Below are 18,733 nucleotides of genomic sequence, written 5' to 3' on the forward strand. Positions count from 1 at the left end.
ATTAATCAGGAAAGCAGGCTGGACCTCGTCACCAAGTAACCACTCGAAGAGATATGCGGGAAAGTTTTGATCATCATAGCACAGCATGGTTGCAGCCTTTGGCCGCTGCCATGCCAGCCACGCCCATGCTGGCAATTAACCGCCGTGCACAATGCGTGGCGGCGAATGCCGTGGCGCACAAGCTGATCGGTGAACAGGCCGACTGCCTTCCCAAAGATATGCGCCAGGCGCTGGTGCAGGCCATACGCGAAAGCGTCACCGAGTTCACCCTTAAAACACGGCTCAATGAATTGAATCATGACTTTAAGTGCCGGCTGCTCTATGCTCCCCGTGGCCGGAAAGCCATTGGCCTGATCCTGGAGGTAGCGGAGCCATCACTGGTCAACCAATTACGGCACATGCAATCCATTGTGCATTCACTGATCGAGATGAGCCCCGACCTCATCTGCATCAAGGATCATGACAATCGCTGGATGATGGCCAACCAGCGATTACTTAATACTTTCCAGATTGATAGCGTTGATTACCAGTTCCTGAACAATCAGCAGATTGCTGACACCTTGCACCCCGTGTTCCGCAACAGTTTTGAACATCATGAAAAGTCAGACAAAAGTGTCTGGCAATCCCGGCAGGCTTACCACAACGAAGAGCTCGTCCACTTGCCACAAGGTGGCTATAAAACGCTGGAAGTGAATAAAACCGCTTATTACGACCAGAGCGAGCAACCCAGCCACCTGATCACGGTGGCGCGGGATGTCAGTGAGCAGAAGTTTATTGAAGGCCAGCTACAGAGCCGCAGTGCCGTCCTGGATACGCTTATTTCCTGTGACTGGATGCTGCACTCGGCCGAACGCTGGCAGTCCGTGGCAGAGAGCGTACTGCAACAGTGCTGCCTATCTTTCCGCTTCAGCCGCGCCGTGCTATTGCAACACCACACGATGGCCTCGCGCCAGAAAACCGAGATACGCTCCCAGGCGCTGTTCCACTGGGCCATCAATGGTTTCCATACCACCTGTGAGCACTGGGAAAAGATTTCATTTCTTTCTCCCGAGCTGAAGCGCTGGCATGCCTTGCTGTCCAGAGGGCAGCCTGTCATGTGCGACGCACATGCGCTGCCGGAAGAAGAACGCTTCCTGCTTAAATCCCATGACACTGTCAACCTGGTGATTGTGCCGTTGATGATGGACAGCGAATGGTGGGGCTCCATCATCATTGAGCGCTGCTTTGATGCCGAGAGCACCAGCTCACAGGAACTGGGTTCCCTGATGGCGATTGGCCGCACCCTGAGCGTCGCCATTCATCGCGAACAAACCGGCAGGCATCTGAAACTGGCCAAGATTGCCTTCGACAGTACCACCGAAGGCATCATGATCGTGAATCCTGCAGGCGAACTGGTCGGCATCAACCAAGGCTACACGCTGATTACCGGTTTTGATGAATCCGAGGTGCTGGGTACCAAACCGCAAATCTTCCGACAGCGTCCGCGTGGCCTGTTCGGCGCACTCAAGCGCCATGGCAAATGGTCGGGCGAGATCGAGAACGTGCGCAAGAGCGGCGAAAGTTATACCGAATGGATGACCATTACCGCCGTACGTAACCACGCCAACGCCATCACCAATTATGTCGGGGTGTTTGCCGATATCACCGAGATGAAGCGCTCACAGCGGCAACTCAACTCGCTGGTCAACCATGACCCGCTCACGGGGTTGCCTAACCGCCGCCTGATCAATCACTTGTTCACGCACGCCATCCAGCGCGCCAACCGGCACGAGCAGCAGGCAGCGGTACTGTTTATTGACCTTGACCGGTTCAAGAATATTAACGACAGCCTGGGCCACTATACCGGCGATCAATTGCTTCTGGGCGTGACCGAGCGCATCCGCGGATCGCTGCGTGAGTCAGATATCGTCGGGCGCCTGGGAGGCGATGAGTTTATTGTATTGCTGGAAAACCTGCATAGCAAAACGGATGTAGAACACAAGGCGCAGGATATCCTGGAAGCACTCAGCCGCAAATTCATGATTGACCATCATGAAATTTTTGTTGGCGCCAGCATCGGTATTGCCATGTACCCGCAAGATGCCAGCGATGTTGAAGGCCTTATCAAGGCAGCCGACCTCGCCATGTACCAGGTCAAGAACAATGGCAAAAACCACCTGTCGTTCTACGATGCGGCATTGAGCCGCAATGCGGTCGAGCACTTCCAGCTGGAAACCGAGCTACGCCAGGCATTGTCGAGAAAACAGCTGAAAATGTTCTACCAGGCCCAGGTGGACCTGAGTACCAATATGATTGTGGGGGCGGAAGCCCTGATTCGCTGGCAACACCCGATACAGGGATTGATTCCACCCGGCAAATTTATCCCGCTGGCAGAAGAAACCGGTCTGATCCTGAGCATAGGCGAATGGGCATTACGGGAAGCCGTACACCAGGCACATGCCTGGCACCAGGCGCATCCGGAGTTCAAGAAAATTGCCATCAACGTTTCCGGTGTGCAAATCATGAAAAGCAAATTTGCCGATACGATCTACGGCATTCTGATGGAAAGTGATTGCGACCCGTCCATCATCGAGCTGGAAATCACCGAAAGTACCTTGATGCAGCACACGCAACACGTCGTCGATACCTTTAATCAACTGAAGAAACTGGGCATTAGCATTGCCATTGATGATTTTGGCATCGGTTATTCGTCCCTGTCGCACTTGAAGCGCTTGCCACTGGACCAGATCAAGATTGACCGCAGCTTTGTCAAGGACCTGCCAGATGACAAGGATGATGCCGCCATTACCAGCGCCATTTATGCGATGGCCATCCAGCTGGGCCTGACTGTCGTTGCAGAAGGAGTAGAAACAGAAGAACAGGAAGCCTTTTTACAACGGCTGGGATGCCAAACCGCCCAGGGCTATCTGTATGCCTACCCGGTCTGTCCAGATGATTTCCTGCAACTGCTAGTGTTAAATAATCAAAGAAAAATAAAACGCCATGCCTAATCACGCCTCTGATACCTATTACATTGATATTGAACAGATCCAGATCGGTCTGTACATCCACCTTGACCTCGGATGGATGGACCATCCTTTCTCTGTCAGCAACTTTAAAATCACGGACGAATCCCAGATCGAGACCATCAGGTCCCTGGGGCTGCAGCAATTGCGTTATGACCCGCGGCGTAGTTCCAGTACACCGTTAAGAAGCAGTCGTGGCGGTGGCAATTACAATGTGGTGGATTTCCCTTTCAAAAAAGATTTTTCATCGAGACTGGGAATCATTGATGACACCCCGGCATTAAGCCCGGCCCAGAAAAAACAGCTCGCCCTCAAACATGCCATTACGGAAAGCGAACAGAAATTCCTGCAAACCAGTGCCGAGGTGAGAAACCTGCAGAAACTCTCGGTAGAACATCCGGACCAGGCCTTTGGACTGGCCTCCAACCTGGTGCAGGATTTGGTCACCAGCACACTGACTGAAGGTGACATCGCCATTCATGCCATGAATGGCCATCGCATTGGCGACCAGTATTACCAGCACGAACTGAATATCCTGGTACTGTCCATGTTGCTGGCCAAGAACCTGAATATCAGTGATGAGGATGCCGTCATTCTAGGCATGGCGGCGATCTTGCATGACATCGGCAAACGCCAGATCAGCGACAAGATCTTACTGAAAAAAGAGCCACTGACGGCGCGTGAAACAGCCATCTACCAGACCCATGTCATCCTGGGCATGAATATGCTGAAAGATGTACCGGTGCCTAAAAAAATGCTGACATTGATAGGCCAGCATCATGAGTTCTCGGATGGCAGCGGCTACCCGCAAGGCCTGCATTGCGACAAGATCGACCCGTTATCGCATATCCTGATTATCGCCAATATGTACGATAACCTGTGCAATCCACCCAATCCGGTGGATGCCAAAACGCCGTATGAAGCGTTGAGCATCATGTTTGCCCAGCAACGCCACCTGTTTGACCAGACCATTTTACGCCGCTTTATCAAATGCCTGGGCATTTATCCGCCAGGCAGTGTGGTGCGCTTGTCTGACCAGCAACTGGCAACCGTGCTGTCGACCAATCCGCAGCAACCCCTGCGCCCGTTTATCCAGATATTACACGGGCCTGAAGAGGAGGACGGCGACATCATCGACCTCAGGGAAGCACTGGATATGAATATCATCCAATGCCTGAAACCGGAGCAGTTACCGAATATCCTGCAAAGAATGATGCGCCAGAAACAGCGTACCAGCTACTTCCTCGATAAAGTGGCCACGGCCAACGCTTAAGCATGGGGCCTGTGCTCAACCATCAAACTTGAACGTACCCGTACGCTGTGCGTACGGGCGTCGGTGCTGCCGGATAATGATTGAGTTGTCTTTTGCTTAAGTGACGGCCAGTCTTTTAGCCATCAATGATGATGCATGTGCATCCCTGAAGGCGCTTCAGTGTTTTCAGGTGAAGCTGCAATGGCTTTGACTGATACCGTTGTTTTCTTTCCGCTTCCGTCCTGGGTGACCAGACTGATAGGTACTACCTCTCCTTCCTTGATCTGGTGATTCAATTCCATCAGCATGATATGGAATCCACCGGGTTTTAACTCCATCTTTTCCCCTGCCTTCAGCTTCACACGCGCCAGTCTTTTCATTTTCATGACATTGCCTTGCATGGACATGGAATGCACCTCGGTCTTGCCAGCGACAGGCGAGGATAAGTCCACAATTTCAGTCTCTTTATCAGCAACCAGGGTCATGTAGGCACCTGCGACAGGCTGTCCTGGCATAGTGGGCTTGACCCAGGCATCAAGTACCTGCAAGTCGGCATGCGCTGACACTGTAAAACCAGCCATGCTGATGATGACTAACCCAATTTTTAAGTAAGACTTCATGATTCCACCTTTCTATATGTACGGTCCAAACCAAGGTAACCAGCCAGCCGGGGGAAATAGAGCATTAACCCGCGCTCTATTCCCAGCACCAGCAGCAACGATAATCCAAAAAACGGTAACAGCAGCCCCAAAACGAGAACCATGCCTATCATTGCCCATGCATAAGGTGCAGGCTGCCGCCTGGGCGGCGCGCCCAATGTGTGCAATAAAGAAGTATTCTTTAGCCGCTGCCACCACAGCACCACCGAACTGACAGAAAGCAATACCAGGCCTAAGGCGGTAAGCGCCCCTAATGCCTGGTTCAGCCACCCGAACAATTGGCCTTCATGGATCGCAACCCCGACACCAATCACCCGATCCAGCCATGGTCTGTCGGCAAAGTTCTTTCGGCTGGCAATATGGCCGGCCGCATCAAAGCGGATGTTCACCCGCAAAGGCCTGTTTTGTGCATCGGAGCGTGCCGTCCAATCCGTAGATTTCTCTGAAGGAGGGGCGATCAGCACCGGCGGTGCCAATTGCAATGGAGCTACCGTCGCGACCAGTTGATCCAGCAGGCGGTAGTCTTGTGCCGGGCCAGGTGAGTGCCACGCTGGCATATGTCCTGTATGGGCAGCATGCTCCTCAGCGGCTAGCCCACCGATTGTCCAGTCTTGTGGCTGTGCTTTTACCATTTTGGCGCCCGTTATCTGGGTTTGGCGGATTTCCTTTAACATGCCACCCCATGACTTGGTCCATGGCAGCCCGGAAATCAGCAGGAACAAGGTAAAAATCGCTACCCAGAAACCAGTGACCGCATGCAGGTCACGCCAGAATAGCCTGCTGCTCCTGCCAAGACGCGGAAAAACCACGCCAGCCAGGCCTTGCCCTGCCTTGGGCCACCACAAATACAAGCCGGTGATGACCATCACAATTGCCCAGGAAGCGGCCAGTTCCACCAGATAGGAGCCGCGCGCACCCAGTAATAAATTGCCGTGCAGCTCGTGCATAATGCGCATCACTTTGGCATCCTCGCGTGCAATATTAAGCACTTGCAACGTCTGCGGATGCACATAAACACGGGAGATCACTTGTCCCTGTTTGACTAATACCCGCACCGCCGATTGCGGATGAACCGGCAATTCATAAGCATGCAATATGGCGCCTGGTACAGCTTGCAACGCTGCCTGCACCTGGTGATGCGCAGGCGCGGCAGGTCCGGTCAGTACCAGCCGCTCATATGGCGTGTCCAGTACCGCCTCTACCTGTGGCTTGAACAAGTAAACCCCGCCCGTCACAGATAACAATAAAATAAACGGGATACAGAACAGCCCGGCATAAAAATGCCAGCGCCAGACAATCTGGTGGGCAGGCCAATGGCGTAACTTCATCATGTCATCCGATCCTGGTCCACTGCACATCAGTAATCAAACTTGAGTTGCACATAGCCCGTGCGCTGTGCATACGGGTGCCTGGTGTAAGCCTGGTCGTTATTGAGATTATCGATGCCTATACTGGCTGTCCAGCGCTTGTCGAAACGATAATTCGCCTTTACGTCAATAAACAGAAACTTGCTGGCGGCGATATAGGTATCGTCCCTCACGTCACTGTTATCCAGCAGGTTGTACTGCCGTCCGCTGTAACGCGCACTCACACTGTAAGTGACCTGGTTGCCCTGATGGTAAGTCGTGACCAGCTTGAACATTTCACGTGGAATACGCGGCGGCTTGTTACCCTCAGTAGCAGGATCGGCGCGATTGCGCAGGATTTCGGCATCGGTAAACGTTGCACTGCCGAGGATATCCAGGCCGTGGATAAATACATCCTGCCACTCTGTCGCCAGTTCCAGTCCGCGCGTGCGGATATGATCCAGGTTCTGGATAAAACTGCAGCCATTGCCGGCATTGCAGATTCCCGTGCCAAACGGTACCGCACGGCCATTGGCGATTGTTTGTGAAATCAGCGCATCATATTTGTGTTCATTGAACAGGCTGGCGCGGATCAGGCCGCTGGCGAAGCGTCTTTCCGCCGTAAACTCGGCGGACAGCACTTCTTCCGGTTTGAGGTTGGGATTATTCTGCACCAGGATATTGCTTTGTGACACCTGCTGGTACAACTCACTGACCGTAGGGAAGCGGAATGCCTGGCCAAATGACGCGCGGAAACCCCATTCAGGCACCGGTTCGAAACTCAGTGACAATTTGGGGGAAAACCTGGTTTCGGACTGGCCGGCATATTCCGCAGTAGAAAACACACCGCCATTGACCGCCTGATTACGTCCATCCATGGCCTGCCAGTGCTCGCCGCGTCCGCCCAATATCAGTGTCCAGTGCGGCAGGAACTGCCATTTATCCTGGAAATAAATCGCCTGGGTACGTGTCGTTCCGCGCGAGCCGTTATTCAGGCTGCCCCTGTTTCCCTGCTCCCAGTCGGCAGTATTAAAGGTTTTGCTTTTCAGGTCATATTCATCAATATGATAGCCAACATCCATCACATGCCTGCCGCCTTCACCGACGCCAGGCCGAAAAGTCGCACGTGCATCAAACACGGTCCAGCCGGTACCGGCCATATCCGTGACACGCCCCAGCCGGTTGAGATAAGGATTGCCATCGTTCACCGTCGCCGCCGCAGAAAGATTGGACTGGCTGCTTTTATCCTGCTGGTAGTCATAATCGGACAAAGTAAACTGCCAGTCGAACCAACCCTTGCTGTCGGACTTCAGATCCAGTGCCTGCATGATATGCATCGCATCCGCCGTCCCTGGGCTAAAGCCGGTTAAGTCATACCGCAAGCCATTGAAATTTACCCGGTTGTTATACACCTTGTTGCCACTCGCATCCCTGAGGTAGCTTTCCACATCGGTACGGTTATCCAGGTGCCATAACCCCAGGGTATAGGTAGCCTTGATAACATCGGTCAGGTCATAAGCGGCCTTGAATTTGACATTGGTCTGCTCCGGCTGCTCCATGCTGACCGCCCCGAACACATTGCGTGGCAGGTTCCTGTCGTTACGGTCCACCGCAGCCCCAGTCACGGCTACCCCGCCGGCAGCACCACTGCCCGCACTGAGGTCACGCACGACAAAATCCATCGGCTGGCCTTCGTTTTTCAGGTAATCCGCGCTTAACAGGATACTCAGGTCATTGCGCTTGTCACCCAGGAATGCCGACAGATGTTCACCGTTTAAATTCAGGTGCGAGCCGTATAAATCAAAATGCTGCTGGAACAACTGTACATTGGCATGCGCTTCCAGCCTGGTTGGCATCCTGGTTTTGACACTGACCACACCGCCAAAGGAGTTGCCGGCATACATGGCAGAAAATGGCCCGTACATCATGCTGATCTGTTCAATTTCGTCCGGGTTGACCATGCCCCAGCGCGGCGGGAAAGCATACGAATTGCCCAGCAAGTTCGAGATCAAAATGCCATCTGCATACAACATGGTTTGTGCGCTGGATAAGGTGCCGACAGTACGGCCGGCAATAATGCCGTTCCGGTCGCCAATAAACCGCTCACGAATCTGCAGGCTGGGCAGGAACTTCATTGCCTGCGCTGCCGTCGTGGCATTCACACTTTCCTGGATTTGCTTTTTACTAAAACTTTCCACGGTCGCCGGGTAATCAATGATGCGGCTGTCGACCGTGCCAGAAACTTCAATCTCATCCAACTCGACCTGGTTATGGTCTGCATGGGCAAAAGGCATGGTTGTGGCACAGACCAGTCCCGCCCAGGCAGATAAATATGTCTTTTTCATAAAATAAGTCCCTGAGTATTTATTTTTTAGTGGTGACACTCACCCTGATAGGCCTAATAGAACAGCGTCAGTGCAACGTTGACTGACCGCCCCCATCCCGGCACCTGCAAGCCTTGCAGCACAGTGGCACCCATGGTGGCGCCCTGTCCTAAATAAGCACCGCCGGTGGGATCGAAATAGAATTTATCCAGAACGTTCTCCAGACCGACATCCAGCCGTGCCTTTTTCCATTCATAGCTGGAATAAAGGTCAAGCAGCATGTAACCCGGGGTTTCATTCTCATGCCGGATCGCCTGTATATGGGATTTGTTATCCACCATGCGCGCCTGGATACGATTTTTCCAGCCACCGTAGTTGTGCAACAGGGCCAGTTTGGCATTGAGCGGCATCACGCCGTAAAGATCATCGTGGCTGGTGGTGTTTTTGCCGCGTACATAATTAATATCAAGCTGAGCTCCCAAACTGCCCCATGCACTGTCAGCCACCAGCGTTTTCCTGGCATTCAGGTCGAAGCCGTACATGCGGGCAGACTGGTTGCCCAGGCTCAGGTTGGAGAAGCCATCGGTACGCGCCGGGCAATCATTGCCGGCATTCACATAACCGGCACTGGCACAGCTTGCCGCATCGATATAGTCCTGGATGTAGCGGTAAAACGGTGTCCATTTAAGCTGCCAGTCATGGCGTTCTGCGTCATGCCAGTCAGCAGTCAACTGGAAGGTATGCGCTTTTTCAGGCTTAAGACTGGCGTTACCGACGTAACCATTGCCATCGCCGACCCAGTTATTCATATTGGTGACCATGCTGTTGGTTGCCGCCCAGGTATAACGCTCATATAAATTGGGGGAGCGCATCTTCAGCGCATAGCCGAATTCATATTGCTGCATTTCATCCGGGATGTACTTGGCCAGCCAGGTCGTATCAACATTGGTGTCGCGGGTGCTACGGTCTTTCGCATTGAATTCAGACGCGGCAATGCCGTAGGCCATTGCGTAACCCATCATCATGGAAGGTGTGGTTGATGGGTTATATCCCTGAACCGTACCAGCTTTGGTCTCCACCTCACTCAGCCTCAGGCCTATTTGTGTCCACCAGGCCTGGGACCAGGCAGCATCCCATTCGGCATAGACGTCGTTGCGGTCACGCTCGCCATTGTGGATATTCTGGAAAGTCCCCGGCCCCATCATCATGCCACTGCCGGAAGCTGGCCAGTCATCATTCAGGCGATACCGCTGAACATCCAGCCCCAGGCGTAGTGTATCCCGTGCATTCAGTAACCAATCCACCTGGCTATTTAAGCCTGTGGTGTAGCCGCGTGTATTCATGGGCATACCAGGCGCATCACCATATAGAAACTGCTTGTCTGCCCCGAAATTCATGCTGTGCCGGGTATGTTCGTGGTACAAGCGTGTTTGCCACTGGCCCCAGTCAAACCGGGCTTCGTGCCGCAACTGATATTGCTCGCTTTGGTTACCCGTCATATCCATGCGCTGGTTGACGAAGCCCTGCTTGTCGATGTCTTGCAGGCCCAGCTTGAATTCGAGCAAATGGTTATCCAGATGGAAACCAAGTGCCAGCGCATGGTTGGTTGAGCGATAAGCCGTCGAGCCGATTTCATCGGCATCCAGCCAGCCCCTGTCACTTGCTGCCGCACCCGCAGGCTTGAAAGCGCCTCCGGCGTGCGCGTTATTGGCATCGACCGTCGCGCCGGTGTAGCGTAAATAAACCTGCTGGTTGGCGACCAATGCACTGGCATTGACCCCGAAGGCATCATTATTGCTGCGGTAAAAGGTATTCAGTGAGGCCTGCGTCAACAGGCTATCATCCACCGCAAATACAGGCCTGGCCGAATTGACCACGATGCTGCCGGCAATACTGTCGCCACCCACGCTGACAGGTGCCAAGCCGCGATAGACTTTCACATCGGCAATGTTGGCAGGATCAATATAGGAAAGTGCCGGGTTCATATGGTTGGCGCAGCTTGAAATCAAATCCATGCCATCCACCTTGATACGGATCCGGTCATCTGCCAGCCCCTGCATCATCGGCAGGCTGGACACCCCGCCGCCCCGGCGTAATTGCAGGCCGAACATATCACTGACAAGACTGGCACTATCGCCTGCCGCTTGTGCGGTATTCTGTTCAGCCGCCACAGCGTGCTCCGTTTGCGGTGCTTCAACGGTGACCGCATCAATATCCAAGTGATCTGCAAACGCCAGGCATGGCCATGCACACATCACCGCTAAATAAATTCTTGATTGCATTTTTGCTCCCTGCCCGCAGCACTTGTATGGAAGACGCCGCGGGTAATTTCAATGTTGATAGTGATGTTTATGCGACAGCCAATTGCCTGGCAGCACTATCTGGCTGCCAGCTAATCAAGGCGTCGATACCACAATTGAAATAAGCACAAAGCTTGTCAAGATGCCCGGTGCAGGCGTTATAGGAAGGTTTTTTGACCATGCGGTGCAAGGTCATGCGGCTGATACCAGTTGCATCAGCAATTTCTTTAATGGTGATGTGGCGCTTCCACTCCACCTGCTTGGCAAAGATCATTGCCTGAAGGTTGATAACAATCATGAGAGACTCCATCCATGCCTGACGCACAGGCATTACTCAAAAGCCACCCGAACCGGGCGGCGGCTAGATTGAGATGGAAGTCAGGGGTGGTGCGCGCGAAGGATGCGCAGCAGGGTAAACACTGGGAACAACAGGTGCCAGGTAGGCACTTAACGCGCTATCAGCCTGGGCTTGCTGGAACAGAACATAAGCAGGGCTATGCGAAGGCAGTGCCACTTCATCCAGCGCCATATGACAGAATGGGCAATGATTGAGATGGTGACTTAAAGACACCGGTTTTTGCGAAGGCTTGTAATCAATCAAGGTAGGCAACAGCTTCCCTTGCGTGGTGATCACCTGCACCAGCAGCTTGCTGCCCTGGGAGGAACACACTTCTTGCACAAAGCCCTTGCCGCTTTGCATGGGAAAAGCCAGGCTCAATGTGGGCACAAGCGCAGCCAGCATGATTGCCATCAGGGCCATGCGTGCCATCCACTTTTGAAATCCGGGCGTTACCATGCCGCTATTCTAACGGGAATCCTTTAGAATAAACAACTACTTCCATTGAGACAGGACAAACCATGGCCGCATCCAGCCTGCTGGCACTCCTTGATGACATCACCACCATGCTCGACGATGTGTCAGTCATGAGCCAGCTAGCCGCCAAGAAAACCGCCGGTGTGCTCGGGGATGACCTCGCCCTCAATGCGCAACAGGTCACCGGCATTGCGGCGCAAAGGGAGCTGCCCGTGGTATGGGCCGTGGCGCGCGGCTCATTGTTCAACAAGCTAATTTTAGTGCCTGTCGCTTTATTGATCAGCGCCTTTCTACCCTGGCTGATTACACCCTTGCTGATGCTCGGTGGTGCTTTCCTGTGTTTTGAAGGCTTTGAAAAGATCTGGCACAAGCTGCACCGCAACGCGCAGGCAGATGCACATGTACAAGCGGTTCATGCGGCCATGCAACAACCGCAGGCTGACCTGGTGGCACTGGAGAAAGAAAAAATCAAGGGCGCCGTGCGCACCGACTTTATCCTGTCGGCCGAAATCATCGTCATTGCCCTTGGTGTGGTGGCCGAAGCAGCATTAACACAGCGCATCCTGGTGCTGTCGCTGATTGCCGTGGTCATGACCATAGGCGTATATGGATTAGTCGCGCTGATTGTCAAAATGGATGATATCGGGCTGTGGCTGATGCAACGGCAAGGCACACACTTACCTTCGCAAGCCACACGCAAATTTGGTTGGGGCATGGTGCAAACCGTGCCATACCTCATGCGTTTGCTGAGCGTGCTGGGCACGGCGGCCATGTTCCTGGTAGGGGGCGGCATCATCGCGCATGGCATTCATCCGTTACACGCGCTGACAGAGCAGTTTTCACAATGGTCACTACTGATTCACGCGGCGGTTGGCGTGCTGGCGGGCGCCATTTGTGTGGGATTCATGCATCTCGCAAGGTTAATTGTCCCCAGGGGCTAGTTTTTTTTCTAACCCCTTGTTAAAATTGACAAAAACAGGGGGGGATCGCATGACACTTTCACGTAAAGTCATTGTTGTTGCTGTATCCGTTTTACTGATATGCCTGCTGGCCTCCCTCAAGGCGACGCCTGAAACAGCACTATGGTTGGATAACATCCACTGGATATCGACCATCAGTGCCTGCCTCATCCTGGCCATCCTCGGTTATTTTCGTGCCAATCCGGCCCATCGTACCTGTAAACGCTGGTTTGTCGCGGGTGCTTTCGCCTATTTCACCGGCGGTGTACTGTGGATATTCCAGCTCCTGACATCCCAAACCGCTTTCCCTGCGCAATCTGATATTTTCTATCCCCTGCTGGGCCCCTGCCTGATGATTGGCTTCATCACCGCCTTGCGTAGCCAGCTCTCACGCTCAAAAGCCTGGGCGTTTACCATTGATGCGTTGTCCTTCAGCATTGCGGTGCTAGGCTATGTACTGATTTCCTATTTACCGAAATCGGCAGATGTCAGCCTGTTACAACTGGCCGTGCTCACGGCTTACCCCGCCAGCATGCTCAGTGCCGCCCTGGTCTCCCTGCTGCTGATCCCGTATTTAAGGCCAGCCTGGATGATGCCGTGGCTATTGCTGAGTGCCGGGCTGACCTTGCTGGGCATCTGCTGGATGCAATGGAACCTGAATGCGCTCAACCACAGCCCGCAAAGCAGCCTCTGGATCAACTATGGCTTCTCTGTTGCCGACCTGCTCATCGGTAGTGGCCTATACGGCTGGCAGGTGCGTATCACCAAGAGAACCGCCTTCCATCGCCAATGCCGGCGCCTGCGCAGCTGGATTCCGGTCATTGCATTTGTCTTCAGCATCAGCACCCTGATGCTGATCTGGTGGCAAAGCGGCCCCCATCATTACGCCTACCATATTGCCATTGCCTCGGTGACCTCCATCCTCATTTTCTCAGCGGTCAGGCAAAGTATTTTGCTACGCGAAAGCGAGCGCCTGTTACGTGCCGAGAAACGCCTGGCCGAGAAGGAACTCGAATACCACAAGTTGTCACACAGTGATCCGCTCACGCACCTGCCCAACCGGCTGGCCATCCTCAACCTGCTTGAACATGCCATTATCAACGCAGCCAGCGACAGTGGCATGGTGGCCCTGCTGATGATCGACTTAAAGCACTTCCAGAATATTAACGACAGTTTTGGCCACCACACCGGCGACCTGTTTCTGCTCGAAGTCGCCCAGCGCCTGCAATACATCACCCATGAATGCGGTGAACTGGGGCGGGTGCATGGCGACAAGTTTGCGCTGATTGTCACCCGGCATAAAACCGATGCCGAGCTGGTGCAACTGGCACACAACCTGTGCAAAATCGTGCACAAACCAGTGCTGGTCGAAAACCATGAGCTGATTCTCGACGCCTGCATCGGCATCAGCCTTTACCCACGTGATGCCAGCAATGCCGATCAACTGGCACGCAATGCCAATACTGCCCTTGCCCATGCCAAGCGGACTACCCAGCAGCTGTTTGTATTCTATTGCAAAGAACAGACCAAACTGGCGCAGAGCCGCTTCCGGCTTGACGTGCAACTGCGCAAGGCCATTAAAAAACAGGAATTCTTTTTACAGTTCCAGCCGATCTTCAGCCTGGACAAACAGGCGCAACCACGCGTGGTCAAGATAGAGGCCCTGATCCGCTGGCGTAATCACAAAGGGGACATTGTTTCCCCAGCCGAATTTATTCCTTATGCCGAACAGTCCGGCCTGATCCTGCCTATTGGTGAATGGGTCATCAGCGATGCTTTCCGCCACCTGGCCGCCCTGATGCACCAGAATGACCAGACGCTAGGCCTGTCCATCAACATTTCCCCACGCCAGTTCCGTGACCACAGTCTGCCCCTGCGCATCGCACAGCACCTGAAACAATACGCGATTCCACCCCGGTGCATTACGCTGGAAATCACCGAAAGTGCGGTGTTTGAGCATGAAGAACAGGCGCTGGAAATCCTCAAGCAACTTAAAACATTAGGCGTGCGCGTGTCACTGGATGATTTTGGTGTCGGTAATTCGTCGCTGTTTAAACTCAAGCATTTACCGATTGACGAACTCAAGATTGACCGCGCGTTTATGGTCGATGTGCCAGATAGCTCCGCCGACAGCGAGATTGTCAGCACCATTGTGAAAACCGCCGGCATCCTGGGGATTTCGGTGGTGGTCGAAGGCATAGAAACCCAGGCCCAGCTGGATTTTTTACGTGACACCGGCTGCGACTGTATCCAGGGCTTTTTGCTGGGCAGGCCGATGCCGATAGAAGACATCCGGGCTTTACTCTCTATAGAACAAAAACAAAGCGCCGAGTCAGCGCCTACAACAGAATTTTTAATGTAACCGTTATCTCGCTGCCAACAGCCACACCTAGCTGTTTACGCACCTCGGCCTTCAAAAATAGCGCATAGCGCTTGCCTTCAAACGCGGGGAAGATTGAGGTTTGCCACTGTTGATTCCCCACGCTGACTTCCACCTTCACCGCGCCCCAGCCCCGGCGCCTGGTCTGGTGATATTGGCTCAGTGTGTGGATTTCATCCGACATGGCCGCTGGCAAACGGATGTAATGCCAGGTACTTTTGCTGCCTACCCACTGTTTGATGGTATCGCTAAAGGTATATTGCAATCCATCCATCATGGTCTCGCTTTCAGGTATGCTCGCGAACTATGCGTTTGGCTGCTTAAAACTATCCAGCATCAACAAACCCACCCCGACACAAATCGCACTGTCGGCGACATTGAATGCCGGCCACGCCCACTGCTGATAATAAAACAGCAGAAAATCCACGACATAGCCCAGCGTCAGGCGGTCATACAAATTACCAAGCGCTCCACCAAGCACCAAGGCCAGCCCCAGGCAGAACAGTTTTTTCTGCGGATGTTTGACCAGCAAATACACCATCACGACGGATGCCAATGTGGACACTGCCGTGAAAAACCCATGTTGCCAGCCACTGGCATTCGCCAGGAAACTGAACGCGGCGCCGGTATTGTGGTAACGCACCAGGTCAAAAAAACCTGTGACCGGCACATGCTCGCCATACACAAATGCCTGCTGCACCAGATGCTTGGTATAGAGATCAAGCGCGATGACTAGCGCGCTTAAAATCAGCCAGGGAAAAGCGGAACGCAGTTTACGCATACTGGCGTGCTTCACCTTTACCAAACAGGTTGCTGACGCACCGGCCGCAAATAGTGGGGTGCGACGCATCACTACCCACATCGGCGCGGTAATGCCAGCAACGGTCGCATTTCTGGTACGCACTTGGTTTTACCAGGATTTTTTGCGCCGCCGCATCGGCCACTTTATAAGTCGTCGTACTGGAAGTAATCATGACAAAACGCAGGTCGTCTTGCAGGCTGTTCAGCGCATCGAATGCTTCCCCGGCCACATGGAATTCGAGTTCTGCTTGCAGGGAAGAACCGACCTTGCCTTCCCCACGCAGGATTTCAATTTGCTTGGCGGCCTGGCCGCGCAAGTCAATAATCACCTGCCAATGCTGCAATTGTGTTTCGCTCAAGCCATGCGCAGGTAAACCGTACCACTCCTCTTCAAACACGGTAGCCTCAGCATCCAGGCCTAATGTCTGCCAGATTTCATCCGCAGTGAAACTCAAGATCGGTGCCATCAACCGCATCATGGCGTGCGTGATGTGGTATAGCGCACTTTGCGCAGCACGGCGTGCATGCGAGGTTTCACCACTGGTGTACAAGCGGTCTTTCAGGATATCGAGGTAGAAACCACCCAGGTCTTCGGAGCAGAAACCGACAAACTTCTGTACCGCCAGATGGAATTCGTATTTATCGTAATCGGCCAGGATGCCCGCTTGTAACTGCTGCGTCAGGTACAAGGCATAACGGTCGATTTCCAGCCATTGCTCCACCGGCAACAAGTCTTTATTCGCATCGAAATCAGCCAGGTTGGAAAGCAGGAAGCGCAAGGTGTTACGGATACGGCGGTAACCATCGGCCACACGCTTCAGGATTTCGTCACTGATGGTCAGCTCGCCGGAATAGTCGGTGGAAGCCACCCACAAGCGCAGAATATCGGCACCATAAGTGTCCATGACTTTTTGCGGCGCAACCACATTCCCCTTGGACTTGCTCATCTTGTGGCCCGCGCCATCCACCACGAAACCATGTGTCAGCAAGGCGTTGTATGGTGCGTGCCCATCAATGGCGCAACCGGTCAACAAGCTGGACTGGAACCAACCACGGTGCTGGTCAGAACCTTCCAGGTATAAGTCGGCCACGGGCTGGCCTGCCGCGGTACGCACTTGTGCCTCCGCAGCCAATGATGGGTGTTGTATCGAGCGCACCACTGCATAATGGGTGGCGCCAGAGTCGAACCAGACATCCAGCGTGTCAGTCACTTTTTTATAGCTGGCAGCATTCGCTGGCGCATGCTGGGCAAGGAAAGTGACGTCATCCAGGCTGAACCAGGCTTCTATGCCTTGCTGTTCTACTTGTTTACAGACAATTTCCAGCAACTCCAGCGTATCCGGATGTGGCTCACCGGTTTCCCTGTGCACAAAGAACGGCATGGGCACGCCCCAGTTACGCTGACGTGACACGCACCAGTCTGGACGATTCTTGATCATGGCCTCTAGGCGGGCACGGCCCCAGCTGGGAAAAAACTGTGTCGCATCCACGGCGCTATTCGCCTGCTCACGCAAGGCTTTGCCATCAGTGCCCACTGAATTCATCCCGATAAACCACTGATGCGTCGCTAATTGCATGAGTGGCGTTTTATGGCGCCAGCAATGCGGGAAGCTGTGGTTCAACCGGGCTGAGGCAAACAGCACGCCGTTTTCCTGCAATTTGGCCAGAATGATTTTGTTGGCTTCCTGACGACTTAAACCACGGATTTCGGTGAACTCAACCAGTTCACTGTTAAAAAAATGACCATCGCCCCCAATCAGTACCCGCGGTTTCTCGTTAGGGAAATTGGCACGCATCACCAGCCAGTCATCGTTACCATGTGCAGCCGCAGTATGCACCAGGCCGGTACCGGCGTCGGTGGTGACGTGGTCACCAGTAATGACCGGCACCTGGCGGTGATCGAACGGATGCTGCAATAACAAACCCCGCAGTGCTTCACCTTTACATGTAGCCAATACAGAAGTATTTTCCTCACCGTAACGCGCCAGTGTTTTTTCTGCCAGTTCGCGCACCAGAATCAGCAAACCCTTGCTGGTCTGGATCAAGTCATACTCCAGTCCGGCATTGACACTGACCGCCTGGTTGGCCGGCAATGTCCACGGCGTGGTGGTCCAGATCACTGCATACACATCGCCATCTACACTCGTACCAAATGCCTGGCTCAAGGCAGCGTTATCCACCACTTTAAAACCGACATCAATCGCTGGCGAGTTTACATCCTCATACTCAACCTCAGCTTCCGCCAGGGCAGAACCACAATCCACGCACCAATGTACAGGTTTGGAGCCCTGGTACAGGTAGCCGTTTTTATAGATATCACCCAAGGCACGCATGATATCGGCCTCGGTATTAAAGGCCATGGTCAGGTAAGGATGGTCCCAATCGCCCAGCACACCCAATCGGATAAAGTCTTTTTTCTGTTTTTCAACCTGCTCGGCAGCATAGGCGCGACACAGTTCACGGAATTTGGCCGGATCTATATTTTTGCCGTGGTTTTTTTCTACCACCAGCTCAATTGGCAGGCCATGGCAATCCCAGCCCGGCACGTATGGCGCATCAAAACCGGCCATGGTTTTGGACTTGATGATGATGTCCTTGAGGATTTTATTGACGGCGTGACCGATATGGATATCGCCGTTAGCGTACGGCGGGCCATCATGCAAAATGAATTTCTTGGCACCTTTGCGCCTGGCGCGGATACGCTCGTATACCTTGCGCTCTTGCCAGCTTTTCAACCAGGCCGGCTCACGCTTGGCCAGATCGCCGCGCATGGGGAAGCTGGTCTCTGGTAAATTCAGTTTGTATTTAGAATCTTTGCTTTGGTCAGTCATTTAAAAAATCCATGGGGTTAACTGCCGATAAACGCCGATGCACGTAGATAAACTTTTCTTAC

13 protein-coding genes are annotated in these 18,733 nt (G+C 53.5%); 4 read left to right on the top strand and 9 right to left on the bottom strand.

From position 1 onward, the window contains the following. Nucleotides 1-53 precede the first annotated feature (53 nt). Together BLP53_RS12195 and BLP53_RS12200 are read left to right on the top strand one after the other, a co-directional pair. Nucleotides 54-2,990 (top strand): sensor domain-containing protein, encoded by a 2,937-nt coding sequence (locus BLP53_RS12195; RefSeq protein WP_091472459.1) that lies wholly within the window; start codon nt 54-56, stop codon nt 2,988-2,990. Then, a complete protein-coding gene (locus BLP53_RS12200; RefSeq protein WP_091472460.1) occupies nt 2,983-4,278 on the top strand; it encodes a cyclic di-GMP phosphodiesterase in 1,296 nt (431 codons plus the stop codon). The genes BLP53_RS12195 and BLP53_RS12200 overlap by 8 nt, the downstream gene beginning before the upstream one ends. 122 nt (nt 4,279-4,400) lie before the next feature. Here BLP53_RS12200 and BLP53_RS12205 read toward each other — a convergent pair whose 3' ends face one another. The 6 genes from BLP53_RS12205 to BLP53_RS12230 form a co-directional block, all read right to left on the bottom strand. Further along, nucleotides 4,401-4,877 (bottom strand): copper chaperone PCu(A)C, encoded by a 477-nt coding sequence (locus BLP53_RS12205; RefSeq protein WP_091472461.1) that lies wholly within the window; start codon nt 4,875-4,877, stop codon nt 4,401-4,403. Further along, entirely contained in the window at nt 4,874-6,247 is a 1,374-nt protein-coding gene (locus tag BLP53_RS12210) for a PepSY-associated TM helix domain-containing protein (protein ID WP_245652838.1), read from the bottom strand. The genes BLP53_RS12205 and BLP53_RS12210 overlap by 4 nt, the downstream gene beginning before the upstream one ends. A gap of 26 nt (nt 6,248-6,273) precedes the next feature. Further along, complete coding sequence (locus BLP53_RS12215; RefSeq protein ID WP_091472462.1) at nt 6,274-8,607, bottom strand: TonB-dependent receptor; 2,334 nt, start codon at nt 8,605-8,607, stop codon at nt 6,274-6,276. Between the two features lie 53 nt (nt 8,608-8,660). Then, nucleotides 8,661-10,868 (bottom strand): TonB-dependent receptor plug domain-containing protein, encoded by a 2,208-nt coding sequence (locus tag BLP53_RS12220; protein WP_091472463.1) that lies wholly within the window; start codon nt 10,866-10,868, stop codon nt 8,661-8,663. Between the two features lie 67 nt (nt 10,869-10,935). Then, on the bottom strand, nt 10,936-11,184 hold the full coding sequence (locus BLP53_RS12225) for a helix-turn-helix domain-containing protein (protein WP_091472464.1): 249 nt from the start codon (nt 11,182-11,184) through the stop codon (nt 10,936-10,938). Nucleotides 11,185-11,247: 63 nt separating this feature from the next. After that, entirely contained in the window at nt 11,248-11,646 is a 399-nt protein-coding gene (locus BLP53_RS12230) for a DUF2946 family protein (protein WP_245652839.1), read from the bottom strand. Nucleotides 11,647-11,744: 98 nt separating this feature from the next. On the opposite strand from BLP53_RS12230, the gene BLP53_RS12235 reads away from it, so the two are divergent. Together BLP53_RS12235 and BLP53_RS12240 are read left to right on the top strand one after the other, a co-directional pair. Then, nucleotides 11,745-12,641, top strand: a complete 897-nt coding sequence (locus tag BLP53_RS12235) for a DUF808 domain-containing protein (RefSeq protein WP_091472466.1) — start codon at nt 11,745-11,747, stop codon at nt 12,639-12,641. A 49-nt stretch (nt 12,642-12,690) separates the two neighbouring features. After that, nucleotides 12,691-15,021 carry a putative bifunctional diguanylate cyclase/phosphodiesterase gene (locus BLP53_RS12240; protein WP_091472467.1) on the top strand — a complete coding sequence of 777 codons (2,331 nt, stop codon included), beginning with the start codon at nt 12,691-12,693 and terminating at the stop codon, nt 15,019-15,021. On the opposite strand, the gene BLP53_RS12245 is transcribed toward BLP53_RS12240, so the two are convergent. The 3 genes from BLP53_RS12245 to ileS are packed head-to-tail and all read right to left on the bottom strand — an operon-like array spanning nt 14,999 to nt 18,671. Continuing rightward, a complete protein-coding gene (locus tag BLP53_RS12245; RefSeq protein ID WP_091472468.1) occupies nt 14,999-15,316 on the bottom strand; it encodes a DUF1905 domain-containing protein in 318 nt (105 codons plus the stop codon). The two genes, BLP53_RS12240 and BLP53_RS12245, sit on opposite strands and share 23 nt — an antisense overlap. A 27-nt stretch (nt 15,317-15,343) precedes the next feature. Beyond that, a complete protein-coding gene (gene lspA / locus BLP53_RS12250; RefSeq protein WP_091472469.1) occupies nt 15,344-15,820 on the bottom strand; it encodes a signal peptidase II in 477 nt (158 codons plus the stop codon). Continuing rightward, nucleotides 15,813-18,671 carry an isoleucine--tRNA ligase gene (gene ileS / locus BLP53_RS12255; protein ID WP_091472470.1) on the bottom strand — a complete coding sequence of 953 codons (2,859 nt, stop codon included), beginning with the start codon at nt 18,669-18,671 and terminating at the stop codon, nt 15,813-15,815. The genes lspA and ileS overlap by 8 nt, the downstream gene beginning before the upstream one ends. Nucleotides 18,672-18,733 lie beyond the last annotated feature (62 nt).

The sequence above is a fragment of the Methylophilus rhizosphaerae genome, from assembly GCF_900100975.1.
In the GTDB taxonomy this organism is placed as follows: domain Bacteria; phylum Pseudomonadota; class Gammaproteobacteria; order Burkholderiales; family Methylophilaceae; genus Methylophilus; species Methylophilus rhizosphaerae.